Below are 23,446 nucleotides of genomic sequence, written 5' to 3'. Positions count from 1 at the left end.
CCGGTACGGATCCCGTTGCGGGATCCGTGCCGGCGGTGCCGGTCTCAGGGCAGCGCGTCCAGGTGCGGGCCGACCGTGTTGGCGAAGCGGTTGCCGTTCGTCACGTCCCAGTTGACCGACCAGGTCATCGCGCCGCGCGGGCAGACGCGGCGGCCGACCTCGTCACGTGTGAAGGTCAACAACCGCTGTTTCCGCCGGTCGACCGGCGGCTCTCATTTCACACCCAGCCTGCGGGCGAGTTCCTGCCCCCTCGCGTTGGCTTCCGCAACGTGTGCGGCCAATTCCTGCGGGGTACGTGCCGGCAGCACGACCGAGCACCAAGCGGGTGGCACCGCCTGCAACTGCCAGCCCAGCTGGTCGGCGAGCTGGGGGTCCCTCGGCGCGGACCCGGAGCAAGGAGTCGCCCATATCGCGGTGTACGCGGCCTGTCGTAGACGTCGTCACCTTGGTCAGGAAGATAGGCGTCGGATAGACCGACTTCCTTGACGCTCAACTTGTCGTGGAGTTTTCTCCGGCCCCCGCCTGTCAGCCGCGCCGGTGCTCAGCTGGCTTTCGAGCCAGGTGACCAGCGTCGTGCTGTACTGACTGCTGATGTTCGCGATATCTTCGCGCTCGTCGAAGCTCGGCAGGTGGTCGCATCCATCGAGCCGGCAGATCGTCAGGTCCAGCGCTCCGGTGATGGCGGCACGCCGCCAGGCGGCGATGCTCGCATCGACCGGCACCCAGGCATCGGTCGCTCCGTAGAACAACAGCACTGGACAGTTCGCCCGCGCGAACACCGGCTCCGGAACGAAGTCCATGTCGGTCCAGGTGCCAATCTCGGTGGGGAGCTCGCGGGGCAGCCACGCCAGCCGAAACCATGGGCGCGCTGCGGCACGGTCTACGGCCTGCTGCGCCGATGCCCGGCCGGTGTGCCCACGCAGGTACTCCTCGACCGTGCCGCGCAGATGGTCCAAGTCCACAAGGTCCGCATCGGTAAATCCGTGCTGGCGCAACTGTTCCGCGGTGCCGTAGCGCATCTGTGCGGCGGGGCTGACTCCGCTGCAGGACACGAGGATGAGGAAGGCAACCAAGCCAGGGTTGCGCACTGCGGTCAGCGGCGCGACCCAGGCGCCCTGGCTCCAGCCCCACAACCCAATCGGCACCGCACCAACGTATCGACGAAGCACGGCGATGGCCGCAGCCGCGTCGTCGGCCTGGCCGGCCAAGGGCACGTCGTGACCGCCGATCCGGGGTCGACGCTCGTACCGCAGGACTGCGATCCCCGCGTCGGGCAGGATCTGCGCGAGGTGGGTGTAGCAGAAGTACGAGCGGTGTCCCGCCTGCGCCCCGTGGAGGATGACCACGGCGCCGCGGACCTGCCCGGCCGGCAGGTCGAGCGTCGCAGCCAGCCGCGTGCCTTCAACCTCGATACCGAGCTCCATCCCGGCAGTCAAGCACGGTGCCACCGGCGGCGTGCGCCCGAGGACTGTCAGTAGCGGCCCAGGACGGCAGTTGCGGATTGGAGCTTCCGTCCACCTACTCGCCGGGTATCCGTGGCATTACCGACGGCACGGCATCGTCGGGAAGGTGGCCCGATTTAGCTCGTTCGATGCACTCGATCTCTTCGACGACCATCCGCGCCCACCGGCGCGGCCGCGGGCACTAATCTTGGCATGCTTGGACGTCACCCAAGTGACTACCGGAACCGCCAGTGCTGACAGCTTCGGGCTCGCCGAAGAGGTCGATCAGGGAGCACGGTCACGAACGCCGCGCTTGTAAGCGGCAGATCTGTGCTGTGATTCCGACGGAGCTGGGCTTCCGGCTGGACACCGTCTCGCCCGCCGACGAACCCGCGTCCGACACGCCTCCGCGCGCCGTTGGATGCCGTCCACTAACGTGCCTTGAGTCGGTCGCACCCGGTCCGTCCAGCCCACTAGGGAGAATTCGTGCGTTTGCGTACCACAGTCACAGCTGGTTCGCTCGCGCTGGTGATGGCTCTGGCTGTCTCCGGCTGCGACAGTCTCAGGGGCACCGACGACTCCGACGGCACCCCGAAGGGGACCACCGGTTTCGCGCCCGGTCAGCCCGAGGAGATGGGCACGGTGATCGCGAGCCGGGACATCCAGATCAGCGAGAGCGGCAGCCAGTACCAGGTGAAGGTGGAGCTGTACCAGCTGCGACGGGACAAGGGGTTCGTCAACCTCAACGTCCGGATGACCCGTACGGATCCCGCCGGCAGCCCGGGACGCTGGCAGATCGGCAGCGCCTTTCAGGGTGAGACCGTCTCGTTGGCCTTCTCCGGTGTGACCTTGGTCGACCGGAAGAACCGCAAGCGGCACCTGGTGGCCCGGGCCGGCGACCCGGACGCGAAACCCGGCCAGGTGACGTACCTTGCGTCGTCGGGCCTCGCCTCGATCTTCGTCGCTCCCGGTCAGTCCGTGGACCTGTACGCCACGTTCGGCGCGCCGCCGGACGACGTCACCGCCGTGGATGTCGTCATCCCTCGTGTGCCGGTGTTCGAGAATGTCCCGCTCGGTTAGCGGGCGTACGGCGCTGGCCGCGACCGCGCTGACCCTCCTGCTGGTCAGCGAGCCGGTCGCGGCCTGGGCGGCGCCGACGCCGACACCCACCTCCGGGACCACAGTCGTACCCGGACCCACGCTGGCGGCCGGCGAGCGGGTGGACGCCCCGATCATCGACATCCAGGCGCCGGTAGAGGACATCTACCTGCGTATCCAGGATCTCGACGGCAACAGCCTGGAAGCCGAGTCCGGCGGACGCACCGAGCTGATCCTGGCAGCGGACGTGCTCTTCGCATTCGGCAAGGCCGACCTCTCGCCGGCTGCCCGCGCCCGGCTGGCCGAGATCGCGCGACGACTACGCGCCGAGGCCACTGGCACGGTACAGATCTTCGGGCACACCGACGCGGTGGGCGACGACGCGCAGAACCTGGCGTTGTCCCTCCGGCGGGCCGAGGCGGTCCGAGCCGTGCTGGCCGCGGAAGGCGGCGGCCAGGTCACCTATGAGATCAAGGGCTTCGGAGAGACCCGGCCCGTCGCGCCGAACACCCTCGACGGCAAGGACAACCCCAAGGGCAGGGCCAGCAACCGGCGCGTCGAGATCCGGTTCGACAGGTGAGCTGACAGCCTCTCCTACCGGCGGGACCGGGCGTTCGACCATTCCGGCTGGAACCCCGAGCAGGAGTTGCTCGCGGTCAACACTGCCTTCCAGGGCCGCCCGCTGGAGAGCGTCAAGATCGTAGAGAGTGTCGCCGACTTCTGCGCGAGGCACTACTCCCGTCTGCCACACCAGTACTGGCCGGACCCGATCCCCCGTGCTCGCGACTACCTGAGCCGTTTCCGAACTCCAACCTCACTTCACCCCTCTTGACCGCCGGCGGTGGCCGCCCGGTCGATCAGGGTGCGCAGGTGCGCTTCGCCGAGGCCGTCGGGGCGGAACAGGATGCGGTACATGATCGGCGCGACCAGTTGGTCCATCACCGCTTCCAGGGGAGGTGTTGATTCCTGCCGTTCGGTGGCGCGGGCGAGGATGATGTTGATCTGCTCGGCGGCGTAGGCGGAGCACTGCCCGGCGTTGGTGCCGTCGGGATCGCCGAGCAGTGCGTACACCGGCATCGGCAACGGCAAGAGCCGCGCCAACCCAGCCTGGCACAACCTCGACACCACCTACCTGGACAACCTGCGTACCCTCGGGCTCACTCCGGACTCCGTCGACCTGGTCGTGCTGACCCACCTGCACACCGACCATGTCGGTTGGAACACCCACGAGGTCAACGGAAGTTGGGTTCCCACCTTCCGCAACGCCCGCCACATCACCTCCCGGGTGGAGCGGGACTTCTGGGCCGGGTACGCGATGGACGCGCCGCGCCGGCAGATGTTCGAGGACTCAGTGATCCCGGTGGAACAGGCCGGTCTGCTCGATCCCGTCGAGGTCCCCGGCGACGGCATCGAGATCGCCCCGGGGATGCGGCTGCTGCCCACCCCCGGCCACACCCCCGGCCACATCTCCATCCACCTCAGCAGTGCGGGCCAGACGGCACTGATCTCGGGCGACGCCGTCCACCACCCTGTCCAACTGGCCCATCCCTCGCTGAACTCCTGCGTCGACATCGACGCCACCCAGGCCGAGACCACCCGCCGACGACTGCTCGCCTCGCTCGCCGGCACCGGCACCCTCCTGCTGGGCAGCCACTTCCCTGCTCCGACCGGCGGACACGTGCTGTCTGAGAGTGACGCCTACCGCCTCGGGCACCAGGCGAGCGGGGCGGGCGCGGCATCGAGTTGATCCACCGGCTGAGCGGGCTCGGTTGGGCGTGCAGGACATTCGCGGCTACCGACGCGGGCGACGCCGAGGGTGAGTGTGGCGCGCACCGCAGCCGTCGCAGGTGGGTGGCGGTGACCTCCTCGGCGTGAGCTTTCGGCAAGCCGGCCGGCGCCCAGGCCATGTCCTCGGCGGCCTGGACGAGATAGGAACCGAGGTAGAGGGCCAGCGACACCGGAGCGTCGGCATACTCCGCGCGGAGCTCCCGCCGCCGGGTGGGGCAGGGCCAGGGCAGGTCGCAGCCACCGCAGCTCCAGATCGGCATGATCGCCCTCCCCCGGTTCGCCGTCGGCATGATCATGGCCCGCAAGCTCGTCGCCGCCGACAACCCCCACGACGCGATCTTCGCCTCCCGATGCGGCACCTGGCTCTCGCCCAACAACGTCCGCCGTCAGTGGCGTGAGGCCGGCGCCGACACCGACCTCGCTTGGGTCACCCCCCACACCTTCCGCAAAACAGTGGCCACCCTCATCAAGGAAGAGACAGACACGAAAAGCGCCGCAGCGCAGCTCGGACACTCCAGCGAGGAAGTCACCGCCACGTACTACATCGGTTGCCACATCCGCATCTTCGGCCGGAGGTTCACAATCGTTAGCCAGCGGATAGGGGACCGCGTCACGCATCAACCGGAGTACGACATGTCGCTAGACCTGTGTCTAGTCCCACCTGATGCTTGACGAATCCGTCCCAGCAGATGCTTGACGGATTGGCCTAGAGGCGGCTCCGCGGCCGGTCCCAGCCCGAAGCGGGGAGTTCGGGAAGGGGCCAGGCCGGATCGGGCCGGAAGTCCGTCCACATGCCGTCGAACGGAAAGCGGCCTGCCTCGATGTCTGCCACGACCCGCTCGCCTTCGGCTCGAATCTCCTTCGCGCCGTCCTCGCTCCAGTACGCGGGATGGCCGATCCGCTCCTGGTACTCATCCTCATCCTTCCAGCGCCAGGTGCGATCGGGCGGCACGACAATGTCCAGCGCATGGTCGAAGGTGTCGATGCCGGCGAGGTCGCCGTCACGCCATGGAGCCGGGGGCGCTTCGAGGTTGACGTACCACCGGTTCAGGCTGAAGTCGGGGTTGAACATCCACCACACGGAGTGGGCATGGTCGGGCCGGAACAGGTGCAGGACGTGCAGTCCGGTCCAGGTCATCGGCGCAAGCTGCCACTGGGCCGTGTGGCGCTCTCGGAACGGGATCTCACGGCGGTCGCGGCCGTCAAGGGTTCGGCGAAAGAGGTACGGCGTGCCGACCGGCCGCCAGGCGAGGATCCCTCGCTTGTCATGGGACACCAGCCGTTGCGGGACCACCATCACAAGTGATCCGTCGCCACGGAAGTCCCGGTAGAGGACCTGATCAATCACGAGCTGACGCTATCGATCATGTCAACCGTCTGGTGGGACGCAGGGGGCCGTGCAAGCCTCACAGCACGCGTAGTTGCCGAATCTGTGGCAGCCCTTCCGCGGTCAGCGCGACCGTCACCGGAACCTCACGCGACAACGCGCTCTCGATGCTGTCCCGCAACGACCGGTGCACAGGGCACTCGTACGACGACTGCAGAGGATCCGAACACTGGGCAAGAGCCGCTCATACATGAAGTGCAGATCGTAGTGGCTGCCGAAGTTCTTCTGCAGGTTCTTGTAGCCCTCCTTGCCCACCCGGGCGGCGCGTCCCCAGCCCAGCAGATGGAGAAGAGATCGTGTTTGGGCATCCGCTGCTCCTTACCGTGGTGGTCCCGTCTCAACGGGGGTACACCAGAGCAGGTTCACCAAAGTGGGCTGCGTCCCATGGTGCGTCACGTGTTTGGCGTGCGATCAACGACGAGGACTCGTGGCTTCGCCGTCCACACCGGACCCACTCGTAGCCGCGCTGCCCGTAACCCACGGCCGCAGACCGGCTCGGCTTCGGCCTCGGCGGACTCAGCCGCCGCGCAGCACACTCCTCCGCTCGACTTCGCCGTCTCGAAGGATCGCGCGGCGACTGCCTCCCATCTGCGCAATTAGCCCATCACGGGCAAGTCGCACACCACCTCCACGGAGTCAGCCCGTGACCCGATGCAGGGCAGTTATTCATACCGATATAGATCGTCGCTTAACTGTTCCCGGCGGGCCGATGTTGACCCCTTGACGAGGGGCTTTTGCCGCAGTCTAATTTGGTGTCCATATAGGGGAGGCCGACTTGCGGGAGAGTTCCAGTTCGCCGTTCAGACGTCCATGCGTCGGCTCGCGCGGCAGTCGGGATCCCGAACAAAGCCAACGGAATTCGCTGCCCGATAAAGGCGGCAGGACTGCACCCCCGCCCACTGGAGATCGACCCTTCGGAAGGAATCGGAGATGAGTATGAGTTTCTTGAGTCGGCGGGATTTACTGCGTCGAGTGGGAGGCACCTTCATTGCCGGCGCAGGCATCGCCTTGTTTCCGGCCGGGTTCGCCTCGGCATCGCCCAAGACCGGCCTGACATCAACCCCCGGCAGCACAGCCGGCGGCCCGGCGTATCCGGGAGACCCCGGCTTTGTCGCCAGGACGCCGGGGGAACTGGGTGCCGCTAAAGCCAGTTGGGAAACGCCGGAGTACGGCTACTACACCGGCCACAATCCTGCCAACCCTGGCACAGCGATCGACTCCCCCTGGCAGCTCGTCGCGGTAAACGCGTCCACCGCCTACGCCCTTGGGTACCGCGGGCAGGACGTCGCGCTGGGCATGATGGACTCGGGCTACCGGCCTACCCACGAAGGATTCCAGACCGGGCTGATCGTTCCGGTGAGAGCGGAGGGGTTCTACGGCACGTCCGGCTTCGGGTACCGGAACGCAGTAACCCCGTCGAACCCGTTTACTGCGGGCCAGCGGTTCACTGTGGCCGGCGACCAGGCGCGAACGAGTGACTACAGTCACGGGACCGGCATGCTTGGCGTCACCTCTGGCATTCGCGATGGCAAAGAGCAGCACGGCATCGCCTTTGGCTCGACGATGTATGTCGCCATGACCGGCGGTTCCGATACCCAGTCCCACGGCCCCTTCCACGATTACGTGTACTGGCGTACGGCCAATAAGGCCCTGGTTGACGCAGGCGCCCAGGTCATCAACAGCAGTTGGGGCTCTTATGTCCAGACTCTTGACAGGAGCCGCTTCGACGGCCTGGGTAACGACCTCGGGGTCAATGGCAACCTCGCCAACGCTTACCAACTGCGCGGCAAGGACAGCGCCAGCGCCACGGCGATGGCGATCATCATCCCCAACGAGCATCTGAAGGACCTGGAGTACCAGTACTTCCTCTTCAAGAAGAGCTATTCGGAAGACGGTATTCAATACAACCCGAACCACCCCGGACGCTCCTTCATGGATGCCATCTGGGACGCTATCAAGGACAGCGGTACCGTCAACGTGAGGTCGGCCGGCAACAACGACTGGAGCAACCCGTACTTCCGCCCGGCGTACCCCTTCTTCAATCCCGCGGCGGAGGCGCAGTGGGTATGCGTCGGCGGGGTGCAGCCTCCCACTGCGGCCAACCCCGAATACACGAAGCAATTCGGGTACAACGAGGCAGGGCTCGCCAAATGGTGGACCGTGTCCACTCCGTCGAACAGTGTTCGGACCACGAACAGCGGTGGCGACACCAACTATTCGAACTCGAGCGGAACGTCTCCGGCGACGCCCGTTGCGACAGCGGTGATGGGGGTTCTGCTCTCCCGCTATCCGAACATGGACGCCAAGCAGGTCCGTGATCTGATGTTCACCACGGCGAACAACAAGATGTCCGACGGTGTGAGGTTCCTCGGCACGGGTCAGACCTCCCCCTCCGGGGCATCCATCGCCTGGACCGCTCCCGACGGGGTTCCGGACGCGCGCTGGGGCTGGGGCATCCCCGATCTGGACAAGGGCATGTACGGCCCCGGCCAGTTCCTGGGCCCCATGACCTACAACATGGACAAGGCGCCCCTGGACGTCTGGTCGAACGACATCAGCCAGATCGCGATCAAGGAAAGGGAGCGGGAGGATCGGGAGTGGCTGGCAGCCTACAAGAAACAGGGCATCGCCTTCGCCGGTGAATTCAGCCCCAACGTACTGAGCCCGGACGGCAAGCTCAGCGAAAACGCCTTCATGCTTCAGGGCATTCTGGCTGATCCTTACGTCCAAGCCATCACCAACGGCCACCCGGAACTGTACGACAAGATCAGCTATGAGGACGCCACCAAGTGGCGTAAGGAATGGATGGACGCGCGCGCGGCCTTCATTCAGAACAACATCGACAACAGCCTCTACACGGCGTCTTTGACCAAGCAGGGCTCCGGGATGCTGATCATGTCGGGCCACGCCACCTACGAGGGCGGCACGACGGTGGAAGGCGGCAAACTTTCGATCGCCGGCTCGCACGCAAGCTCGGTCGCCGTCAAGGGCGGCACGCTCGGCGGCAGCGGTTTCGTGGGAGGCAGCATCCGCGTCAACAGCGGCGTGTTGCAGCCCGGCCTGTCGGCCGCGGAAGCGGCGTCCGCATTGTCCGTCAGTCTCACCGACGTTCCGCAGGGCAACGTCCTGAAGGTCGGCGGCGACGTGACCATCAGCCGAGCGGGTCGCCTCGCCATCACCATTTCCGGCGACCGCGACTACACGAGCGTGCGGGCCACGGCTGCCCTGGTGCTGGACGGCGAACTCACCCTGGACGTCCGCGCGCCCATCACCCCGGGCACGGTACTGACGATCGTGAGCGGGGCCTCGATCAAGGGCAACTTCCACTCCATGCCGGAACGGCGGGTCCTGAACGTGGGCGGCCACATGTTCCGGGTGTCCTACAAGGGCGGCGCCATGACGCTGACCGCCGAGCGGACGCTGCCGGGGGCACGGTCCGGCAACGCCTAGCCACATGTGGCCTGGTCAGCCAGGCTCAGGCGAACCTGAGCCTGGCTGACCAGGCCCTTGCCCGAGCAGAAATCACGACCCTGGTGGACGCGCTCGCCGACATCCTCGCCTGGTTGATCCACCGACGCCGGCACCACGAACACGCCAAGTTCCGCCTCTACGCCCGGCAAGCGGATGGGTTGCCACGTACTACATCGCCAAACCCGCCCAAGCCCCGACGTCTCAGGACATCCTCGAGCGACTCGGCGCCGACCGCAGGCGACGCCCCACACCCGCATTGCCCCCAACGATGCGCAGGCATGACGAACCTGGTTACCGACCCCGGTAAATGGGGGGATTTTCGGAGGACGGTTCAAAACCCATAGACAAACTTAAAGCCCTGACCAGCGTTTCCGCTGGCCAGGGCTTCTTGTCTGTCGTGACGGCCGAATTCGAACCGACGACCCCTTGACCCCCAGGACGCTTCGCCACACGTCCACGCACGTCACACACGCTATCCCCAAGATCAGGCCGTGCGGTCAACGTCGTGCCGCGCACCATCGCGCAGGTCGTGTGGTCCCTACTTGGTCCCCGGGACGCTGACACGCTCGATTACCCGCAGCGCACGGTTTAGGAAGTGTCGATCAGATGTCGGCGGCGATCCAATTACCTGCTCTACTTGCTGGTCACGGCGTGGTCGTCGCTCTCATCGTTGACCCTGGTTGCCCGCCGCGGGCCGCCACATCGGGCATGCAACGGGCACGCCGCGGGCGGTCACTAGCCTGGCGATATGAATCATGATCCGCACTCGCTGGTCGGCTTCTTTGTCACTGAGGTTGGCATCCGTCAGGCTTGGCCCTTCGTCACCTTCACCAGTAACAGCGGAACCATGACGGCGACCGAGTTGCGGCTGTACATCGACACCACATGCGAGGTAATCCCGCCCCCGCCGTTCGTCGTCGGCCTGGCGGCGGAGGAGCCGGCATCTGCGTTGTCGTCGCTACTCGAAGTGCTGAATCTGACCGTCAATGCCGTCACCGTGGCGGACAACGGCGACCTGGTCCTTGGCTTTGTTGGCGGCGTCACTCTGCGGGTATCGGGTACTTCGAGCGCCTGGACGACCCATGACGCGTGGTGGCTTGGCGACCAGCGCGCATAGCGCGGCGCTCCGCGCGTTCCCCCCTTCCTGCTTCCACACCGTCAGTTTGGAAGAGCGTGTTCAGGTGGGCGTGATGCCCGAAACGCCTACGGCCGGTGGTTTGCCGGGCTGCGTTTCGTGCCCCCTCGTGACCGCTGGGTGCCACGGTTACTGGCCCACAGATGGCCCGTGCTGACCTTCAGACTCGGTCGTCGTGACCGGCGGCGGGGCGGAGATGCTCCCACTGTGGGTCGTAGCAAACGAGCCCATGATCGGTGGCCATCTGTGCTGCTCCGGCCGATACCTCGTCGGAACGGTTGAACGGGATCGTGAGGTAGACGATCGGGCCTGACGCCTCGTCTATGAGCCCTTCAGACAGGGGATAGAGCTGGGCGTCATGGCCATAGAGGTCGGGCCACCGAGCTGCCACAGCACGGCATGTCAGCCACCATCGCGCACCACGTTGGGTCCCCACCTGGTCCCCGGGAGAGTCACGCTGCGCGACCACAGCGCGTTCAGGAATTGTCGGTAGCATCCGGCTGAGACCGCCGACCTGCGCTTACTCGCTGGTCACGCCCTGGTCGGCGTTGTCATCGTTCACGGCGGTGGTCCGGCGTCGGCCCCCGTGTCGGGCATGCAGCACCATGATGGGTCCGGCGGTGGGATGGACGTCGGAGATCGACAGCTCGGGCGCGATCCCCAACCAACGGGCACGCCGCAGCCTCTGCATTGCAGAGATCACGCGCCCTGTTGGCTGGCGTGTTAGGTGCCTCACGAAAGGGTGGAAACAGCGGGGGTGCGGCCGGCCCGGACTACCGCTCGACGGCGGCGACCACGACGGCGTAGATTCGCGCTTCAGCGTCGAAGCCACGAACGTCGGGCGGGAGGAACACGATGCGGATCGGCGAGCTTGCGGCCCGGACCGGGGTGAGTGCCCGGTCGATCCGATACTACGAACAGCAGGAACTGCTCGTGCCGATGCGCACGGCGAGCGGCCAGCGGATTTTCCCTGAGGCGGCGGTCGCGCGGGTCCGGCTGATTCAGCGGCTGTTCGACGCGGGCCTGAGCAGCAGACGCATGTATGAACTGCTGCCCTGCATGACGAACCCGGGCATCCGCACGTCCTGGCTGACCGACCGACTCCGCGAAGAGCGCGAGCGCGTCGTCGCGGAGATGGCTCAGCTCGCCCGTACGGTCTCGGCGCTGGACCGCATCGTTGAGGACATGACAATCGACGAGCCCACCGGCGGACCCGCGGCGCGCACTGTGGCCTGAGACCGGCGCCACTACGGGCTTGTCCTTGACACTGGTGTCAACTTCTACGGTGAGGACATGACAGCGATCTTCACCTCGCGCCCGGACGTCAACCTGCCGGTGGCGCCGCTGCTGAAGCCGGTCACGTTCGCCGGTCTGCCGCTGGCCTCCCGATTCGTCATGGCACCGATGACCCGGTTCCACTCACCAGGCGGGGTGCCGGCACCCGAGGTGGCCGGGTACTACCGCCGCCGGGCAGAGCATGGTATTGGGCTCATCGTCACCGAGGGAGTCTGGGTCGGCCATCCCACCGCAGGTCACGAGGACACCGTTCCGCGGATGACCGCGGGTGCCGCCGAGACGAGCTGGCGGCGTGTTGTCGACGAAGTGCACGCCGCCGGTGGCCGGATCGCCGCGCAGCTGTGGCACCTGGGCAGCCTGCGCGAGCCGGTCGATGGGCTGGAGGCATGGACGCCGTCCGGTGTTCGTGAGCCGGGCCGGCCCGCAAGCCACGCCATGACGTTGGCCGATATCGACGAGTTGTTGGAGTCGTACGCCGAGGCAGCTAGGGTGGCGGCCAGGGCTGGATTCGACGCGGTCGAGATCCATGCTGCGCACGGCTACCTGCTGGACGAGTTCCTTTGGCCGTTCACCAACCGACGCACCGACGCGTTCGGCGGCTCGCCGCAGCGGCGGGCGGCGTTGCCCGCCGCGGTCGTGCGCGCCGTCCGCGCGCAGTTCCCTGCCGACCGGCCCGTAATCGTGCGGTTCTCGCAGTTCAAAGAGCGGCGGTTCGACGCCCAAATCGCGGAGACCCCCGCCGAACTGGACGCGATCCTGACTGTATTCGCCGAGGCCGGCGCGAGCGCGCTGCACGCGTCACAGCGGCGGTTCTGGCAGCCGGCATTCCCCGGCTCGGGCCTGACCCTCGCCGGCTGGGCCAAGCGGCTCACCGGACTGCCGACGATCACGGTAGGCTCGGTCGGCCTAACCCGCGACTTCCTGCGGCCCGGCGGTCCCGAGTCGGTCTCCGGCCTGGTCGAGCGGGTGGCGGCCGGCGAGTTCGACCTCGTCGCGCTCGGCCGGATCCTACTGCGCAATCCCGCCTGGGTCACTCACGCCGCCGCGGGGCAGCTCGACGCCATCGTCGACTACCGCAAGTCCCACGAGGACACGTATCACTGAGCTGCCGGTGTCGGTTGCCAGAAACCGGGCTTCCCGCGTAACGCTTGAGACTTGACCAACGGTCAAGGAGCGCCAGCCACCGCCAACTTGACCGATCTTGGTCCCCAGAACGCCCAAGAGGGCCGACCCGGATTCCGGATCGGCCCTCTGAGCTGCGTCGGGACCGCCGGCTTCGAACCGACGACACCACTTGACCCCCAGTAGTTGAGGGTCCCAGCGGCGTGCTCAAGCACGTTCTCCCAGGTCGCGTGAAGTATAAACCAGCCGAGTAAAGGAGCCCTCGCACCGCTCCCCGCCGCTACCGCGCCAAGCTTGACCCGCGGGTGCCCGGCAAAGCGCAGCACCTAAGGACGACACAGATGCGGGACTGTGCCAAGGATCAAGCAGTGCGAGGCCTGGCACCCGCTGTCTCCCAGCCTGCTGGCGGAGGAGCGCCGGACTCCGTTGACCCCGTCAACCCGCGAAACCTCGTGCATATGCTGGTGAGCGCACAGGCGAAGAGCGGGGCCGCCACGCGCTGGCCGGCGTGGTGCACTCGGACGGCAACACGCGGCTGCGCCAGCGCTTTCCGCGAAGTCCGAGCGTCTGGGCGGCTTGCATCCACATCAGTCGGTGATCACATGTTGAACGTGGAGGAGCCGTGCAGACCCCAGCCGAGTTGATCGCGTTGTGCCCGGAGGCCGGATCGCGCGGCCGCCGACCTACGCCGCCCCTGGGAGAAAGCAGCACCACCGCAGCGCCTGTCACCCGCCCGCGTCCGGCGAGGGTTTCGACACCTCCGCGCGAAGGCCACCTGCCCCGCTGGCGCACCGAAACCCTCCCGGCCAGGACCGGGACGGCCACCCGGCCGCCGCAACACCCAGCCCACCCCGCGTCACGACGTCCACATCGCGACCACCAAGAAGACCAACAAACCAGGCACCAAGAAGACGAAGACCACGAACCCCCGCCCACGCCGAACAGGTTAAAGATCAAGCTAGGCGGCTCCGGTCATCCCGGCGTCGCCGCGACGCTGGGCCGGTTTTGGGACGCGTCACGCACTGTGGCGAAGAGGCTTGCGAAGATCCAGCGGCCTTGTCTACGAGCGGCCCCCGCGAAGCCACCAGCCAACCGGCTCAGCGTTGCCTGGACAGCACCGCCCGGGCGATAGCCTCGCGCTCGACGGCGGCTCGTTGCGCATCGGCTTGTTCTGCGGCGGACCGCCTGTCGTATGCGGCACGCGCTGCCGCGATCTGGTTCTGGTGAGTCTCGGTCCAGGTCACCAACGCCCGAATTGTCTCGTGCAGTGTCGCCCCGAGCGGGGTGAGTTCGTAGTCGACGCGGGGCGGAACGGTTGGATGGACCGTCCGGTTGACCAGCCCGTCGCGTTCGAGATGCCGGAGGGTGCGGGCAAGCATGCGCTGACTGATTCCGTCAATCATGCGTCGCAGTTCAGTGAAGCGCAGGCTGCGTCGCTCCAGCAGGGCGATGACGAGCAGGGACCACTTGTCGGCGACCCGGTCGAGGATCTGGCGGACCTCGCAGTCCTCGCGGGTGTCCCACTGCAGGACGTCGTAGTCGGCGTCGGTATCCCGGCAGTAACCGAGGGATTCGAAAGTTCCGTCTTCCATACCCACCGATCGTTCCTCACGATGCTCATGGTTACAAGAAGGAACCAGCATGCGTCAGGAGACCCGGAGGGATCCGTGTGCCCTCCGAGAGGAGTTGATATGTCTTCGTTGGGCACCCGCATGGACAGGCGCGCGTGGAGCGTCTTGTTCGTATTGTCTGGGGCGATCTTCCTAGAGGGGATCGATGTCGCAATGCTGAACGTGGCGTTGCCCGCCATCAGAGAGGACCTCGGGCTGTCGACTGGGATGCTCAGCGGCGTCGTCAGCGCGTATGTGCTGGGGTACGGCGGCTTCATGCTGCTGGGCGGGCGGGCAGCAGACCTGCTCGGCCGGCGGCGGATGTTTCTGCTGTGGCTGGTGATTTTCCTGGTCTTTTCCGGGCTGGGTGGATTCGCCAGCGAGGGCTGGATGCTACTGGTCGCGCGTTTCGTCACGGGCGTGGCGGCGGCGTTCATGGCCCCCGCCGGGCTGGCCTTGTTGACCAGCAACTTCCCCGAGGGTCCGCTGCGTAACCGAGCGTTGGGCGTGTACGCCGGCACCGCCGCCGGTGGATTCTCCCTCGGCCTTGTCGCCGGCGGCGTGCTGGCTTCCGTCGGGTGGCGGTGGGTGTTCTTTGCCCCAGTGATCCTCGCCGCGCTGATCCTGCTGGCTGCCCTTCCGCTGCTGAAGGACGACGCGCAGGAGAATCAAAGGGTCCATGGCTTCGACCTCGCCGGTGCCGTCACCGTCACGGCAGCCATGCTGCTGCTGGCGTACGGCGTGGTCCGGTTGGAGCATGGAACGGAAGGATTCGGCATCACCCTGACCGTTCTCGCCGTTGGCGCCATCCTGCTGGGCGTGTTCACCCTGATCGAGCGGCGCGCAGCGAACCCGCTCGTGCGCCTTGGCATCCTGCGGTCGTCGCCGCTGGTGCGGACCAACCTGGCTGCGCTGCTGTTTATGATGTCGTTCGCCGGGTTCCAGTTCATGGTTACGCTCTACCTGCAGGAACTGCGGGGCTGGAGCCCACTCGAGACGGGGCTGGCCATGCTGGTGGTCGGCATTGACACCATCCTCGCGCCGACGCTGACGCCGCGGCTGGTCAACCGGTTCGGAGCGGTGCGAGTGCTCTTCGGCGGCATCATCTCCGCTGCGCTGGCCTACGGGCTGTTCCTGCCGGTCGCGTCGGACTGGACCTACGCGGCGATGCTGCCGAGCATGCTCCTGCTGGGCTTGGCCTTCTCGTTGTCCTACGGACCGCTCACCATGGCAGCCACCGACGGTGTCGATGAGCAGGAGCACGGCTTGGCTGGCGGCTTGCTCTACACCTCGATGCAGTTCGGCATGGCTCTTGGCATCTCCGCGGTCACCGCTGCAAGTGTGGCAACGCTAGGCACAGAGCCTGGCGAGGGGATCAGCTTGGAGGCGATCCGCAATGGGCTGGCCCTACCCACGGCCGCGGCTATCCTCGCGGCGGTCATCACGGCGTTTGGCCTGGGCCGAAGCAAGACAACGACCGAGGCACCCGCGGTCGCGCAGGCACCGGCCTGACCATGAGGAACAGTAATGAAGAACCAGCGGGTCTGGCCGTTGGCGAGGCGGTAGTTGTAGACAGCCATGAGGCTGCACCTCTGCAGTGACGGGATCGAGGGATGCGATCCACGTTAAGCGATCTCCGTTGCCGCCAGCGTTACCGCAAGATCGCACATGATCTTCTATATCCGCTGGTGAATACCAGTCGGGACGGCCGGATTCGAACCGACGACCCCTTGACCCCCAGTAGTCCGGTGGCCCAGCGGCATGCTCACGAACGTTTGTCCAGGTCGCTGACAGCGTAAACCAGCCGAGTAAAGGAGTCGTCGCAACACTCCCCCGGCAGGGCCGCGCCGAGTTCGGCCCGCAGGCGTCGTGGAACTCGTCGGACTTCTGTCGGCTCCGCCTGAAAACTGACCACGTGGTTCCGGTTGAATCTTGACCCCCTCCGGAAGCATCGGGAGGTGCTGAGCGTGGAGGACTGGCAGAGATCCGTCGGTTGACCGGGCGGAGGGGATGGCGATCAAGGCCATCTGTCGCCGGCTGGAGGTCTCGCGGAACACGGTGCGGAAGGCCTTGGCCAGTCATGAGCCGCCTCGTTACCAGCGGGCGGTGAAGCGCTCAATCGTGGATGCGGTGGAGCCGCAGATCCGGGTGTTGTTGGCGGAGTTCCCGGACATGCCGACGACGGTGATCATGGAGCGGGTCGGGTGGACCCGGGGCAAAGACGGTGTTCGCCGATCGGGTGCAGCAGCTGCGGCCGTTGTTCCGCCGCCCGGACCCCAGCCAGCGGACGGACTATTTGCCGGGCGAGTTGGCGCAGTGTGATCTGTGGTTCCCGCTCGCGGTGGTTGTCGGCGGTGATGATCCCGTCGCGGCAGTCGCCGGATCTGCTGGTCGGGCATTGGATGCTGATCTCCGGATGGGGCCGGGTGCCTAAGGCGTTGGTGTGGGACAACGAGTCCGCGGTCGGGCAGTGGCGGGCCGGTCGGCCGCAGTTGACCGAGACGATGAACGCCTTCCGCGGGACCCTGGGCATCAAGGTGATCCAGTGCCGGCCGGCGGACCCGGAGGCCAAGGGGCTGGTCGAGAGAGCCAACGGCTGTCTGGAGACATCGTTCCTGCCGGGGCGCCGGTTCGGCTCAGCACAGGACTTCAACGCCCAGTTGACCAACTGGTTGGCGCGGGCGAACAACCGCCAACACCGGGGTGTTGGGCTGCCGACCGGTGGACCGGTGGGACGCCGACCGGGCCGCGATGTTGTCACTGCCGCCTGTCGCTCCGGTGGTCGGCTGGCGACAGGCCACCCGCTTGCCACGTGATCATTACGTCCGGTTGGATGCCAACGACTATTCGGTGCACCCGTCGGTCGTTGGCCGACGCATCGAGGTCACCGCCGACTGCGACCAGGTCCAGGTGTCCTGCGACGGCCGGTTGGTCGCCCGGCATGAGCGTTGTTGGGCCGGGCATCAGACGATCACCGACCCGGTCCACCGCCAAGCGGCGGCTGACTTGCGTGCCGCCGCCCAGCACACCCCGGTGCCAGTCGTCGATGCTCAGGTCGAGCGTCGAGCGTCGAGCGTCGAGCGTTGAGTGATTACGACCGGATGTTCGGCCTGGAGCCGGCCGGTCTCGGACAAGGGTGCATTACGGTTGGGCATGAGGGCCTCCGCTGGTTCGGGGTAGGACGTCGCAATCCACACCGAACCCGAAGGCCCTCACCTATTTCAAGATCTCCCCGTCACCAACGTCTGTGGTCAGTACAACTAGACACCCTCGCCCGTCAAGTCTGGATCGGTGGTGCGCGAGAGGCGGCCCGCGTTGACGGTCGAGTGGCTCACGACCGCATCGATTGTCGGTACCCTGACGGGACGCTGGATCAGATGCCGAGCGCTGCCCGCAGCCGGTGAACGCGGTAGACGGCCATGGGGTTGGCGCCCACGTCGTTCCAGGGCCATCGGGTCACCCGGCCCCGCATCAAGGCAAGGTGTGGCCGGGCCGATTTCCGGTCGCCGATGACGCTGAACCAGGCGGCGGCGTAGTTGTGAGCGAGTATCTCGCCGGGCCGCTCGCAGCTTGCCAGGTTCATCCGGGTCGACGCCTGCCGGGCGCGTTCGAGAGCGTCGACGTCCTTCCGCAGGGGCGTGCCGGTGTTGTCGCGACGCCAGCGTTCGAAATTCGCGACGTGGATCAACGCGTGAGTCGGGGAACCGATGGGATGGCCGTCGGTCCACTCCCGCGCGCACTGCGCCGTGAAGGCGGCGGAATACCCCCAGTGCGGAGTGACGGACATGACCGCTTGATAGTGCCCGCGAAAGTGGTAGGGACTGCGCTTGGCCAACTCCTCGCGGCGCTCACCCGTACGCTCCGGGCCGATCTCCAGCCCTCGCGCCAGCTCCAGTAGCCACACCCAGGGCGATGCGTCCGCCGGCGCCAGCGCGGCCGACGCCTGCAGCAACTCCTCGGCACAGTGCAGACCTTGGTGGAAGCTCGACATCTGCTCGCTGCGGGTGTAGTAGGCAAGAGCCCCGCCGCGTAACACCCAAGCCCGTGCGACTTCCAGCGCGCCCCGCAGCAGGTACGCGGTAGCGTCTGCTCCGAGTGAGACGATGTACTGCTCGAACTGGGCCGGGACAACGGCCTTCCATCGCCCGATCAAGGTCTGCACGGCAACTTCGACGCGGTCTGACCGATCTTCGTCACCGGATACGTCAGCGTTGATCGCATCCATCAGGCGGGGCCAGTCACCCTTCCGGGCCGCATTACGCACCGCCAGCAAATCAGGTCGGCCGTAAGTGATGTCGAGCGCCATGTCACCTTGCCCCAGATAGATCCACGCCCGGGATCGTGCCACACCGAACGTGGTCCGCCGAAGCGACTACCGGGCTGATTGGGGTCCGACGGGCAGACGCCGCTCGCGAACTCGGGCTTGCCGATTTTCCAGTCCACTCCGCCGCCAAACCATGATCAACAGCGCGTTCTCCTTCGACGCGAGACACGGACCGACCCAAGCACCCATCGGCAGCCCCCGTGATCAGCAACTCGACCGGGTGACCGTAGAGAGCCTGCGAATCCGGTGTGAAGCACCGTTACAAGTTGATTCCACAGAGCGGTCATCGGGAGTAGCAAGAGGGCCGGTCGTTCACGGTCAGCTACGGCGGCGGCCAGCGTGCGTGAGCGAATAGGGGTCAACCCGCCCGTACTGGCGGATTTCGTTGCCGAACTGCCCATCGGCCCCGACGCTGCGTCAACAGTTCCACCGGCACGGCGGCCGACACCGTCCAGCTCGACCGCACTGTTGAAACTTGTGGTCGGCTGCGACTGGGCGGAACAGAGTCCCCAGCGTTGATCTCAGTCGAGCACCTGAGCTTCGACGACCACGGATGAGCCGGTGGCTGTCTTGCGCACGTGTAGGCGGGAGGGTATGCGCCTGCGCAGTTCCGCGACGTGGCTGACCAGTCCGACGGTGCGGCCACCAACGCGCAGGGCGTCGAGCGCGTCGAGTACCTGATCGAGCGCCTCTTGATCGAGACTGCCGAAGCCCTCGTCGACGAACAGGCTACCGAGTTGCGTGCCGCCTGCCTCGGTTAGGACGACATCGCTGAGGCCGAGGGCAAGACACAGCGAGACCAGGAAGGTTTCTCCGCCGGAGAGCGTGGCCGGGCGGCGTTCCTGGCCAGTCCACGCATCGATGACGGACAGGCCAAGCCCGTTCCGCCCGGCACGGCGGCCCGTATCTGCCTCGGTGACGTGGCGCAGCAGGTAGCGGTTGTAGGTGACCTGCCCGAGGCGGGTGTTCGCGGCCGCCACGACGTGCCGGAACCGGTGGGTCAGCACATACGTGGAGAGGGTCATCCGGGTATTGCCGTCGGTGCTCTTGCCCTCGACGAGTTGGGCGAGCCGATTGGCGATCTCGTACTCCGCGCGGATGGGCTTCCATTGCGCGAGGGCGTTGACCAGGTCGGGGCCCAACTGCTTCAGTCGGTCGTGTTGCCGGACGGCAAGGCCGTGCTGGGCATGCAACTCGGTGGCACGTTGCCTCGCGGATTTGTAGGCCTGTTCGCTGCCCTCGACGTCGGGTGGTGGTTCGTGCGCGGCCGCGAGCAGGGTGGGGTCCTGCACTCGTCCTGCGATCTTGCTGTACTCGCTGTCGAAGGCGTCGATTCGTTTCTGCAGTTCGACCAGCTCGGGGTTGGCCAGGGCTGCCCTACGCGCTGCCACGGCGTCGGCGAACTCCGACAGGTGCAGGTGGTGGTGCGCCTCACGGTGGGCCTCGGAGAGTTCCTTTGCTGCCTGTCGCCACTCCCCCAGGCTGCTCGCTGCGGCCTTGACCTCAGCGAGTTCCCGGACCAGTCGAGCCACCCGTAGCCGCAGGCTCTTGTCCTCTCCCCGGATGGCGTCGATGGTTTCGGTGAGTTCGGTGATCTGCTCGGTCAGGGCGGTCTGTTGGGTCGTCGCCGCTGCCTCATCGCGGCCGATCTCGGCGGCCTCGCGGCGTTGATCGGCCAGCAGTACGTCGAGGGTTTCCAGTTGGGCGCCGAGTTCCTCGGCCAGTTTCGCTGCCTCGGTCGCGACTCGTACCGACTTCCGTGCCTCCGTCGCCTTCGATATCGCTTGTGCTGTCGTCAGGTCGCCGACCGCTTCAATGACTTCCTTGAGTTGGGCGTTGATGCGCTCGACGGTGATTTCGGCACTCCGGCGTTCATTGAGCCGCTCGCCCGCCTCAACCTCGGCGAGTTCCTCGTCAGCGGCGGAGACGGCGTCGGCCGCGGCCCGGGCGGCATTTGGGTGTTCCAGGGAGCCACAGACCCCGCAGGGCTGTCCAGGCCGCAGCTCACCGGCGAGTTCCGCGGCCATGCCGGCCAGTCGGCGCTGCCGCACGTCAAGGTGCCGGGCCTCTGCGTCCTGGTGGCGGTCGATTGCAGCACGCCGTTCCTCCTCGGCGGTCGTGAGCTGCCCGGCGAGGTCGTCCCGACGCTTGCACGCCTTGGTCTGCTTCTGCGCTTCGGCCAGCAATAGTTCGGTGGCTGCCTGGCCGGCGGCCGCAGCGAGAGCCTGCTCCTGCCGAGCGGCAACCTCGTCACGCTGGGTGGGCAGCTCAGCAAGGAGGGCGTTGACCTTCTCGCTCCTTCCGGCCAGATCCTCAAGCTTCTTGCTGACCGTCGTCTTCTGACGCAGCAGCTTGGTCCGTCGCGCCTCGCTGTCGATCGCGCCTTCGGCCGCATGACGTTGTGCGGTACGGGTCTGCTCCGCGCTTGTGAACGCGTCGAGGTGGAGGTCGGCTACGTCGACGGCGTCCCAACCGTCCGGACCAGGCGACGAGGTATGGCCCGGCAGCACCGCTACATCAGCGGGCAGGGATTCGAGGCGTTCCGACACCGTCCGGCGGAGCCGGTCAAGATGCCCCTGTCGGCGGTCGACCTGGTCGAGGTACGGCTTCAGCGCCGCCGCAGCGCGGGCCAGGTCGAGCTGGCGTTTCCACTGTTCACGCTCCGGCTTGCGCATTGTCAACTCGTCGCGCTGCTGGACCGCCGCACGGTACTCGCGTTGCTGCCCGGCGAGTGTTACGGCTGCCTGCCGAACCTGGTCGAGGCACTGTTCCTCTGCCGCACCGACAGCAATGCTGTGGGACAGGGCTTCCACCAGAACACCGACCCGGTCTCGGTGCGAGGCAGCCCACACCTCTAGCTCGACCAGGGCATCGGGCTTGTCGAGGTCCGCGGGCACCTCTACCTTGACCACCTCGGCGAAGCGCTGCGTCAGGTCGCGGATCGCGCCAAGGGCCGCACGTTCATGCTGGCCGAGTTGCGTACGGTGATCGGCCAACCAACGCTCGGCGCGAGTGAAGATATCGATGTCGAAGAGGTGCCGCAGAAGCCCTTGCCGGTCGTCGGGAGATGCCTGCAGGAATCTGGCGAACCCGCCTTGGGGCAGCAGGACCACCTGACAGAACTGGTGGACGTCGAGGCCGATCTCGGCTGTAATCAGGTCAGCGGCTTCCCGATGGTCACGGGTGACGAACGACTGAGTCTGATCCGACAGCTGCTCGATGATCTCGACATGTGCGCCTTCGCGTGTGGTTCCAGTACCGCGCTTACGGGGGCGTAGCCATTCCGGGGTACGAGTGATCAACAGTCGCCTGTTGGTCAGGGTTACGTCCAGTTCGACGCGGGGGCCGCGAACAGGGCTGGCGTGGTGGGAATGCAGCGATTTAGCGTCGTCCCGTGAGCCGGGTACGGCTCCGTACAAGCCGAAGCAGATCCCGTCCAGAATCGTGGTCTTTCCCGCACCCGTGTCACCGTGAATCAGGAACAGGCCGTCAGCCGTGAGCGCCTCGAAGTCGACGCTGACCGTTTGGGGAAACGGTCCGAACGCGGTCATGGTCAGCCGGTGAAGTCGCATCAGCGGGTCGCCTCCAAGCGGCGCAGCTCGTCGAAGGTGCGATGCAGCAGCGCGACCTCGTCGCCGTCGGCGGGTCGCCCGCGTACCTCTGTCACGAAGTCGAGCGCAACCTCGACCGGAGCCAATCGATCGAGGTCGGCGAGATCCCGGCTTCCCACGTCGGCGGTCAGGCTCGGCACGACGAGCTTCAGCAGATGCGGGAACCGGCGTTTGAGCCGCTCATACGGCGACAACGGTCGCACCCGGTCGGTCAGGGTCGCCTCGACCCAGCACTGCTCGTACGCGCTGTAGGCGGGGTTGTTCAACAGTTCCTCAACGCTGCCGGTGAGCCGGGCCATCCGCCTCGGTATCGGAGCAGGAACCTCCTCGACGCGACGCAGCCCGTCAGCGTCGAGGTCCACAAGGTAGGACGACTTGACGTGAGCCGCCTCGGAGAAACTGAAAGCCAACGGTGACCCGCTGTATCGCAGCCCGTCGGCTAGACGCTGACGGCCGTGCAGGTGGCCGAGCGCCACGTAGTCGACGCCTTCGAAGACCGCGCTGGGTACATGCTGCGCGCCACCCACGCTGATGTCCCGCTCAGTGTCGCAACCCTGTCCGCCGAAGACGAAGGCGTGCGCCATGACGACAGACCGATGTCCAGGGCGGCCGGCGAGATCCGATCGAACCCGGCCCATCGCGGCACGCAGGGCCGCAGCATGGCTCCGCTCCTCGAGCCCCCAGGCGGCTACCGCCGACGCTGGTTCTATAAACGGTGCCGGGTAGCACGCGACCGCCGTGTGCTCGTCCTCAAGGAGCACTGGCGTGCCCACAGCACCTGTGCCCACTCGCACGTGGACGCCGGCTCTCTCCAGCAACCGGGAGCTGACTCCCAAGCGGGCCGGCGAGTCATGGTTGCCGGCGATGACGACCACCTGCGTCCGGGCCTCCAACACGAGCCGGGTCTGTGCCTGGTCCCACAGACCGACTGCATCAGGCGGCGGCACCGCCCGGTCGTAGAGGTCACCGGCGATGAGCACGGCATCGACACGTTCATTGCGAGCAACCTCGACCAAATGATCGATGAATGCCTGGTGCGCGTCGTGCAGGTTGAGACCGTGCAGCTGGCGACCCAGATGCCAATCCGAGGTGTGAAGGAATCGCACGAGCGGTGACGCTAAGACATACATCGACCGCAGCACATCAACTCAGCCGACCACAG

Annotated in this window: 17 protein-coding genes and 3 pseudogenes; 11 read left to right on the top strand and 9 right to left on the bottom strand. The window is 66.5% G+C overall.

Annotated features, from left to right (window positions below):
- Positions 1-44: 44 nt before the first annotated feature.
- Together ACFYP0_RS15015 and ACFYP0_RS15010 are read right to left on the bottom strand one after the other, a co-directional pair.
- Entirely contained in the window at positions 45-179 is a 135-nt protein-coding gene (locus ACFYP0_RS15015; protein WP_269215519.1) for a hypothetical protein, read from the bottom strand.
- Between the two features lie 270 nt (positions 180-449).
- Positions 450-1,424 carry an alpha/beta hydrolase gene (locus ACFYP0_RS15010; RefSeq protein WP_386996319.1) on the bottom strand — a complete coding sequence of 325 codons (975 nt, stop codon included), beginning with the start codon at positions 1,422-1,424 and terminating at the stop codon, positions 450-452.
- 504 nt (positions 1,425-1,928) lie between these two features.
- Here ACFYP0_RS15010 and ACFYP0_RS15005 point away from each other — a divergent pair.
- Positions 1,929-2,522 (top strand): hypothetical protein, encoded by a 594-nt coding sequence (locus ACFYP0_RS15005; RefSeq protein ID WP_355493336.1) that lies wholly within the window; start codon positions 1,929-1,931, stop codon positions 2,520-2,522.
- A complete protein-coding gene (locus ACFYP0_RS15000; RefSeq protein WP_355493335.1) occupies positions 2,506-3,120 on the top strand; it encodes an OmpA family protein in 615 nt (204 codons plus the stop codon). Before ACFYP0_RS15005 ends, ACFYP0_RS15000 begins: the two co-directional genes overlap by 17 nt.
- A 239-nt stretch (positions 3,121-3,359) precedes the next feature.
- On the opposite strand, the gene ACFYP0_RS14995 is transcribed toward ACFYP0_RS15000, so the two are convergent.
- Complete coding sequence (locus ACFYP0_RS14995) at positions 3,360-3,617, bottom strand: TetR-like C-terminal domain-containing protein (protein ID WP_355493334.1); 258 nt, start codon at positions 3,615-3,617, stop codon at positions 3,360-3,362.
- Here ACFYP0_RS14995 and ACFYP0_RS14990 point away from each other — a divergent pair.
- Entirely contained in the window at positions 3,580-4,287 is a 708-nt protein-coding gene (locus ACFYP0_RS14990) for an MBL fold metallo-hydrolase (RefSeq protein ID WP_355493333.1), read from the top strand. The genes ACFYP0_RS14995 and ACFYP0_RS14990 overlap by 38 nt on opposite strands.
- Before the next feature lie 136 nt (positions 4,288-4,423).
- On the opposite strand, the pseudogene ACFYP0_RS14985 reads toward ACFYP0_RS14990, so the two are convergent.
- Positions 4,424-4,618, bottom strand: a pseudogene (locus tag ACFYP0_RS14985) (hypothetical protein); the annotation flags it as partial.
- Here ACFYP0_RS14985 and ACFYP0_RS14980 point away from each other — a divergent pair.
- Positions 4,587-5,000 carry a tyrosine-type recombinase/integrase gene (locus ACFYP0_RS14980; RefSeq protein ID WP_386996315.1) on the top strand — a complete coding sequence of 138 codons (414 nt, stop codon included), beginning with the start codon at positions 4,587-4,589 and terminating at the stop codon, positions 4,998-5,000. The pseudogene ACFYP0_RS14985 and the gene ACFYP0_RS14980 overlap by 32 nt on opposite strands.
- 34 nt (positions 5,001-5,034) lie before the next feature.
- Here ACFYP0_RS14980 and ACFYP0_RS14975 read toward each other — a convergent pair whose 3' ends face one another.
- Complete coding sequence (locus tag ACFYP0_RS14975) at positions 5,035-5,676, bottom strand: DUF402 domain-containing protein (protein WP_355493331.1); 642 nt, start codon at positions 5,674-5,676, stop codon at positions 5,035-5,037.
- Between the two features lie 969 nt (positions 5,677-6,645).
- Here ACFYP0_RS14975 and ACFYP0_RS14970 point away from each other — a divergent pair.
- From ACFYP0_RS14970 to ACFYP0_RS14950, 5 genes and pseudogenes are all read left to right on the top strand, one after another.
- On the top strand, positions 6,646-9,165 hold the full coding sequence (locus tag ACFYP0_RS14970; protein WP_355493330.1) for a S8 family serine peptidase: 2,520 nt from the start codon (positions 6,646-6,648) through the stop codon (positions 9,163-9,165).
- A 769-nt stretch (positions 9,166-9,934) separates the two neighbouring features.
- Positions 9,935-10,303 carry a hypothetical protein gene (locus ACFYP0_RS14965; protein WP_355493329.1) on the top strand — a complete coding sequence of 123 codons (369 nt, stop codon included), beginning with the start codon at positions 9,935-9,937 and terminating at the stop codon, positions 10,301-10,303.
- Positions 10,304-11,176: 873 nt separating this feature from the next.
- Positions 11,177-11,557: a MerR family transcriptional regulator gene (locus ACFYP0_RS14960; protein ID WP_386996311.1), complete on the top strand. Its 381-nt coding sequence runs from the start codon at positions 11,177-11,179 to the stop codon at positions 11,555-11,557.
- Positions 11,558-11,614: 57 nt separating this feature from the next.
- A complete protein-coding gene (locus tag ACFYP0_RS14955) occupies positions 11,615-12,721 on the top strand; it encodes an oxidoreductase (RefSeq protein WP_355493327.1) in 1,107 nt (368 codons plus the stop codon).
- 692 nt (positions 12,722-13,413) lie between these two features.
- Positions 13,414-13,689, top strand: a pseudogene (locus ACFYP0_RS14950) (NF041680 family putative transposase); the annotation flags it as partial.
- Between the two features lie 147 nt (positions 13,690-13,836).
- On the opposite strand, the gene ACFYP0_RS14945 reads toward ACFYP0_RS14950, so the two are convergent.
- On the bottom strand, positions 13,837-14,331 hold the full coding sequence (locus ACFYP0_RS14945; protein ID WP_355493655.1) for a winged helix-turn-helix transcriptional regulator: 495 nt from the start codon (positions 14,329-14,331) through the stop codon (positions 13,837-13,839).
- 99 nt (positions 14,332-14,430) lie between these two features.
- Here ACFYP0_RS14945 and ACFYP0_RS14940 point away from each other — a divergent pair, with 99 nt between their 5' ends.
- A complete protein-coding gene (locus ACFYP0_RS14940) occupies positions 14,431-15,861 on the top strand; it encodes an MFS transporter (RefSeq protein WP_355493326.1) in 1,431 nt (476 codons plus the stop codon).
- Between the two features lie 446 nt (positions 15,862-16,307).
- Positions 16,308-17,480: pseudogene (locus tag ACFYP0_RS14935) on the top strand (IS21/IS408/IS1162 family transposase); the annotation flags it as partial.
- Between the two features lie 242 nt (positions 17,481-17,722).
- On the opposite strand, the gene ACFYP0_RS14930 reads toward ACFYP0_RS14935, so the two are convergent.
- The 3 genes from ACFYP0_RS14930 to ACFYP0_RS14920 form a co-directional block, all read right to left on the bottom strand.
- The gene (locus tag ACFYP0_RS14930; RefSeq protein ID WP_386996308.1) at positions 17,723-18,655 is read right to left on the bottom strand and encodes a hypothetical protein; all 933 of its coding nucleotides are present in this window, start codon (positions 18,653-18,655) and stop codon (positions 17,723-17,725) included.
- 539 nt (positions 18,656-19,194) lie between these two features.
- Entirely contained in the window at positions 19,195-22,245 is a 3,051-nt protein-coding gene (locus ACFYP0_RS14925) for an AAA family ATPase (RefSeq protein ID WP_386996305.1), read from the bottom strand.
- Positions 22,245-23,390 carry an exonuclease SbcCD subunit D gene (locus tag ACFYP0_RS14920; RefSeq protein WP_386996303.1) on the bottom strand — a complete coding sequence of 382 codons (1,146 nt, stop codon included), beginning with the start codon at positions 23,388-23,390 and terminating at the stop codon, positions 22,245-22,247. The genes ACFYP0_RS14925 and ACFYP0_RS14920 overlap by 1 nt, the downstream gene beginning before the upstream one ends.
- Positions 23,391-23,446 lie beyond the last annotated feature (56 nt).

The organism is Micromonospora arida (assembly GCF_042873195.1).
GTDB lineage: Bacteria > Actinomycetota > Actinomycetes > Mycobacteriales > Micromonosporaceae > Micromonospora > Micromonospora arida.
Note: the sequence above shows the minus strand (reverse complement) of the source record. Positions and strands in the feature narration are given on the sequence as shown.

Bases quoted from the DNA above. Each gene is read 5' to 3' on its own strand.
- ACFYP0_RS15010 (WP_386996319.1), bottom strand. From the start codon at position 1,424: ATGGAGCTCGGTATCGAGGTTGAAGGCACGCGGCTGGCTGCGACGCTC.
- ACFYP0_RS15000 (WP_355493335.1), top strand. From the start codon at position 2,506: ATGTCCCGCTCGGTTAGCGGGCGTACGGCGCTGGCCGCGACCGCGCTG.
- ACFYP0_RS14995 (WP_355493334.1), bottom strand. From the start codon at position 3,617: ATGCCGGTGTACGCACTGCTCGGCGATCCCGACGGCACCAACGCCGGG.
- ACFYP0_RS14980 (WP_386996315.1), top strand. From the start codon at position 4,587: ATGATCGCCCTCCCCCGGTTCGCCGTCGGCATGATCATGGCCCGCAAG.
- ACFYP0_RS14970 (WP_355493330.1), top strand. From the start codon at position 6,646: ATGAGTATGAGTTTCTTGAGTCGGCGGGATTTACTGCGTCGAGTGGGA.
- ACFYP0_RS14965 (WP_355493329.1), top strand. From the start codon at position 9,935: ATGAATCATGATCCGCACTCGCTGGTCGGCTTCTTTGTCACTGAGGTT.
- ACFYP0_RS14960 (WP_386996311.1), top strand. From the start codon at position 11,177: ATGCGGATCGGCGAGCTTGCGGCCCGGACCGGGGTGAGTGCCCGGTCG.
- ACFYP0_RS14955 (WP_355493327.1), top strand. From the start codon at position 11,615: ATGACAGCGATCTTCACCTCGCGCCCGGACGTCAACCTGCCGGTGGCG.
- ACFYP0_RS14945 (WP_355493655.1), bottom strand. From the start codon at position 14,331: ATGGAAGACGGAACTTTCGAATCCCTCGGTTACTGCCGGGATACCGAC.
- ACFYP0_RS14940 (WP_355493326.1), top strand. From the start codon at position 14,431: ATGTCTTCGTTGGGCACCCGCATGGACAGGCGCGCGTGGAGCGTCTTG.
- ACFYP0_RS14930 (WP_386996308.1), bottom strand. From the start codon at position 18,655: ATGGCGCTCGACATCACTTACGGCCGACCTGATTTGCTGGCGGTGCGT.
- ACFYP0_RS14925 (WP_386996305.1), bottom strand. From the start codon at position 22,245: ATGCGACTTCACCGGCTGACCATGACCGCGTTCGGACCGTTTCCCCAA.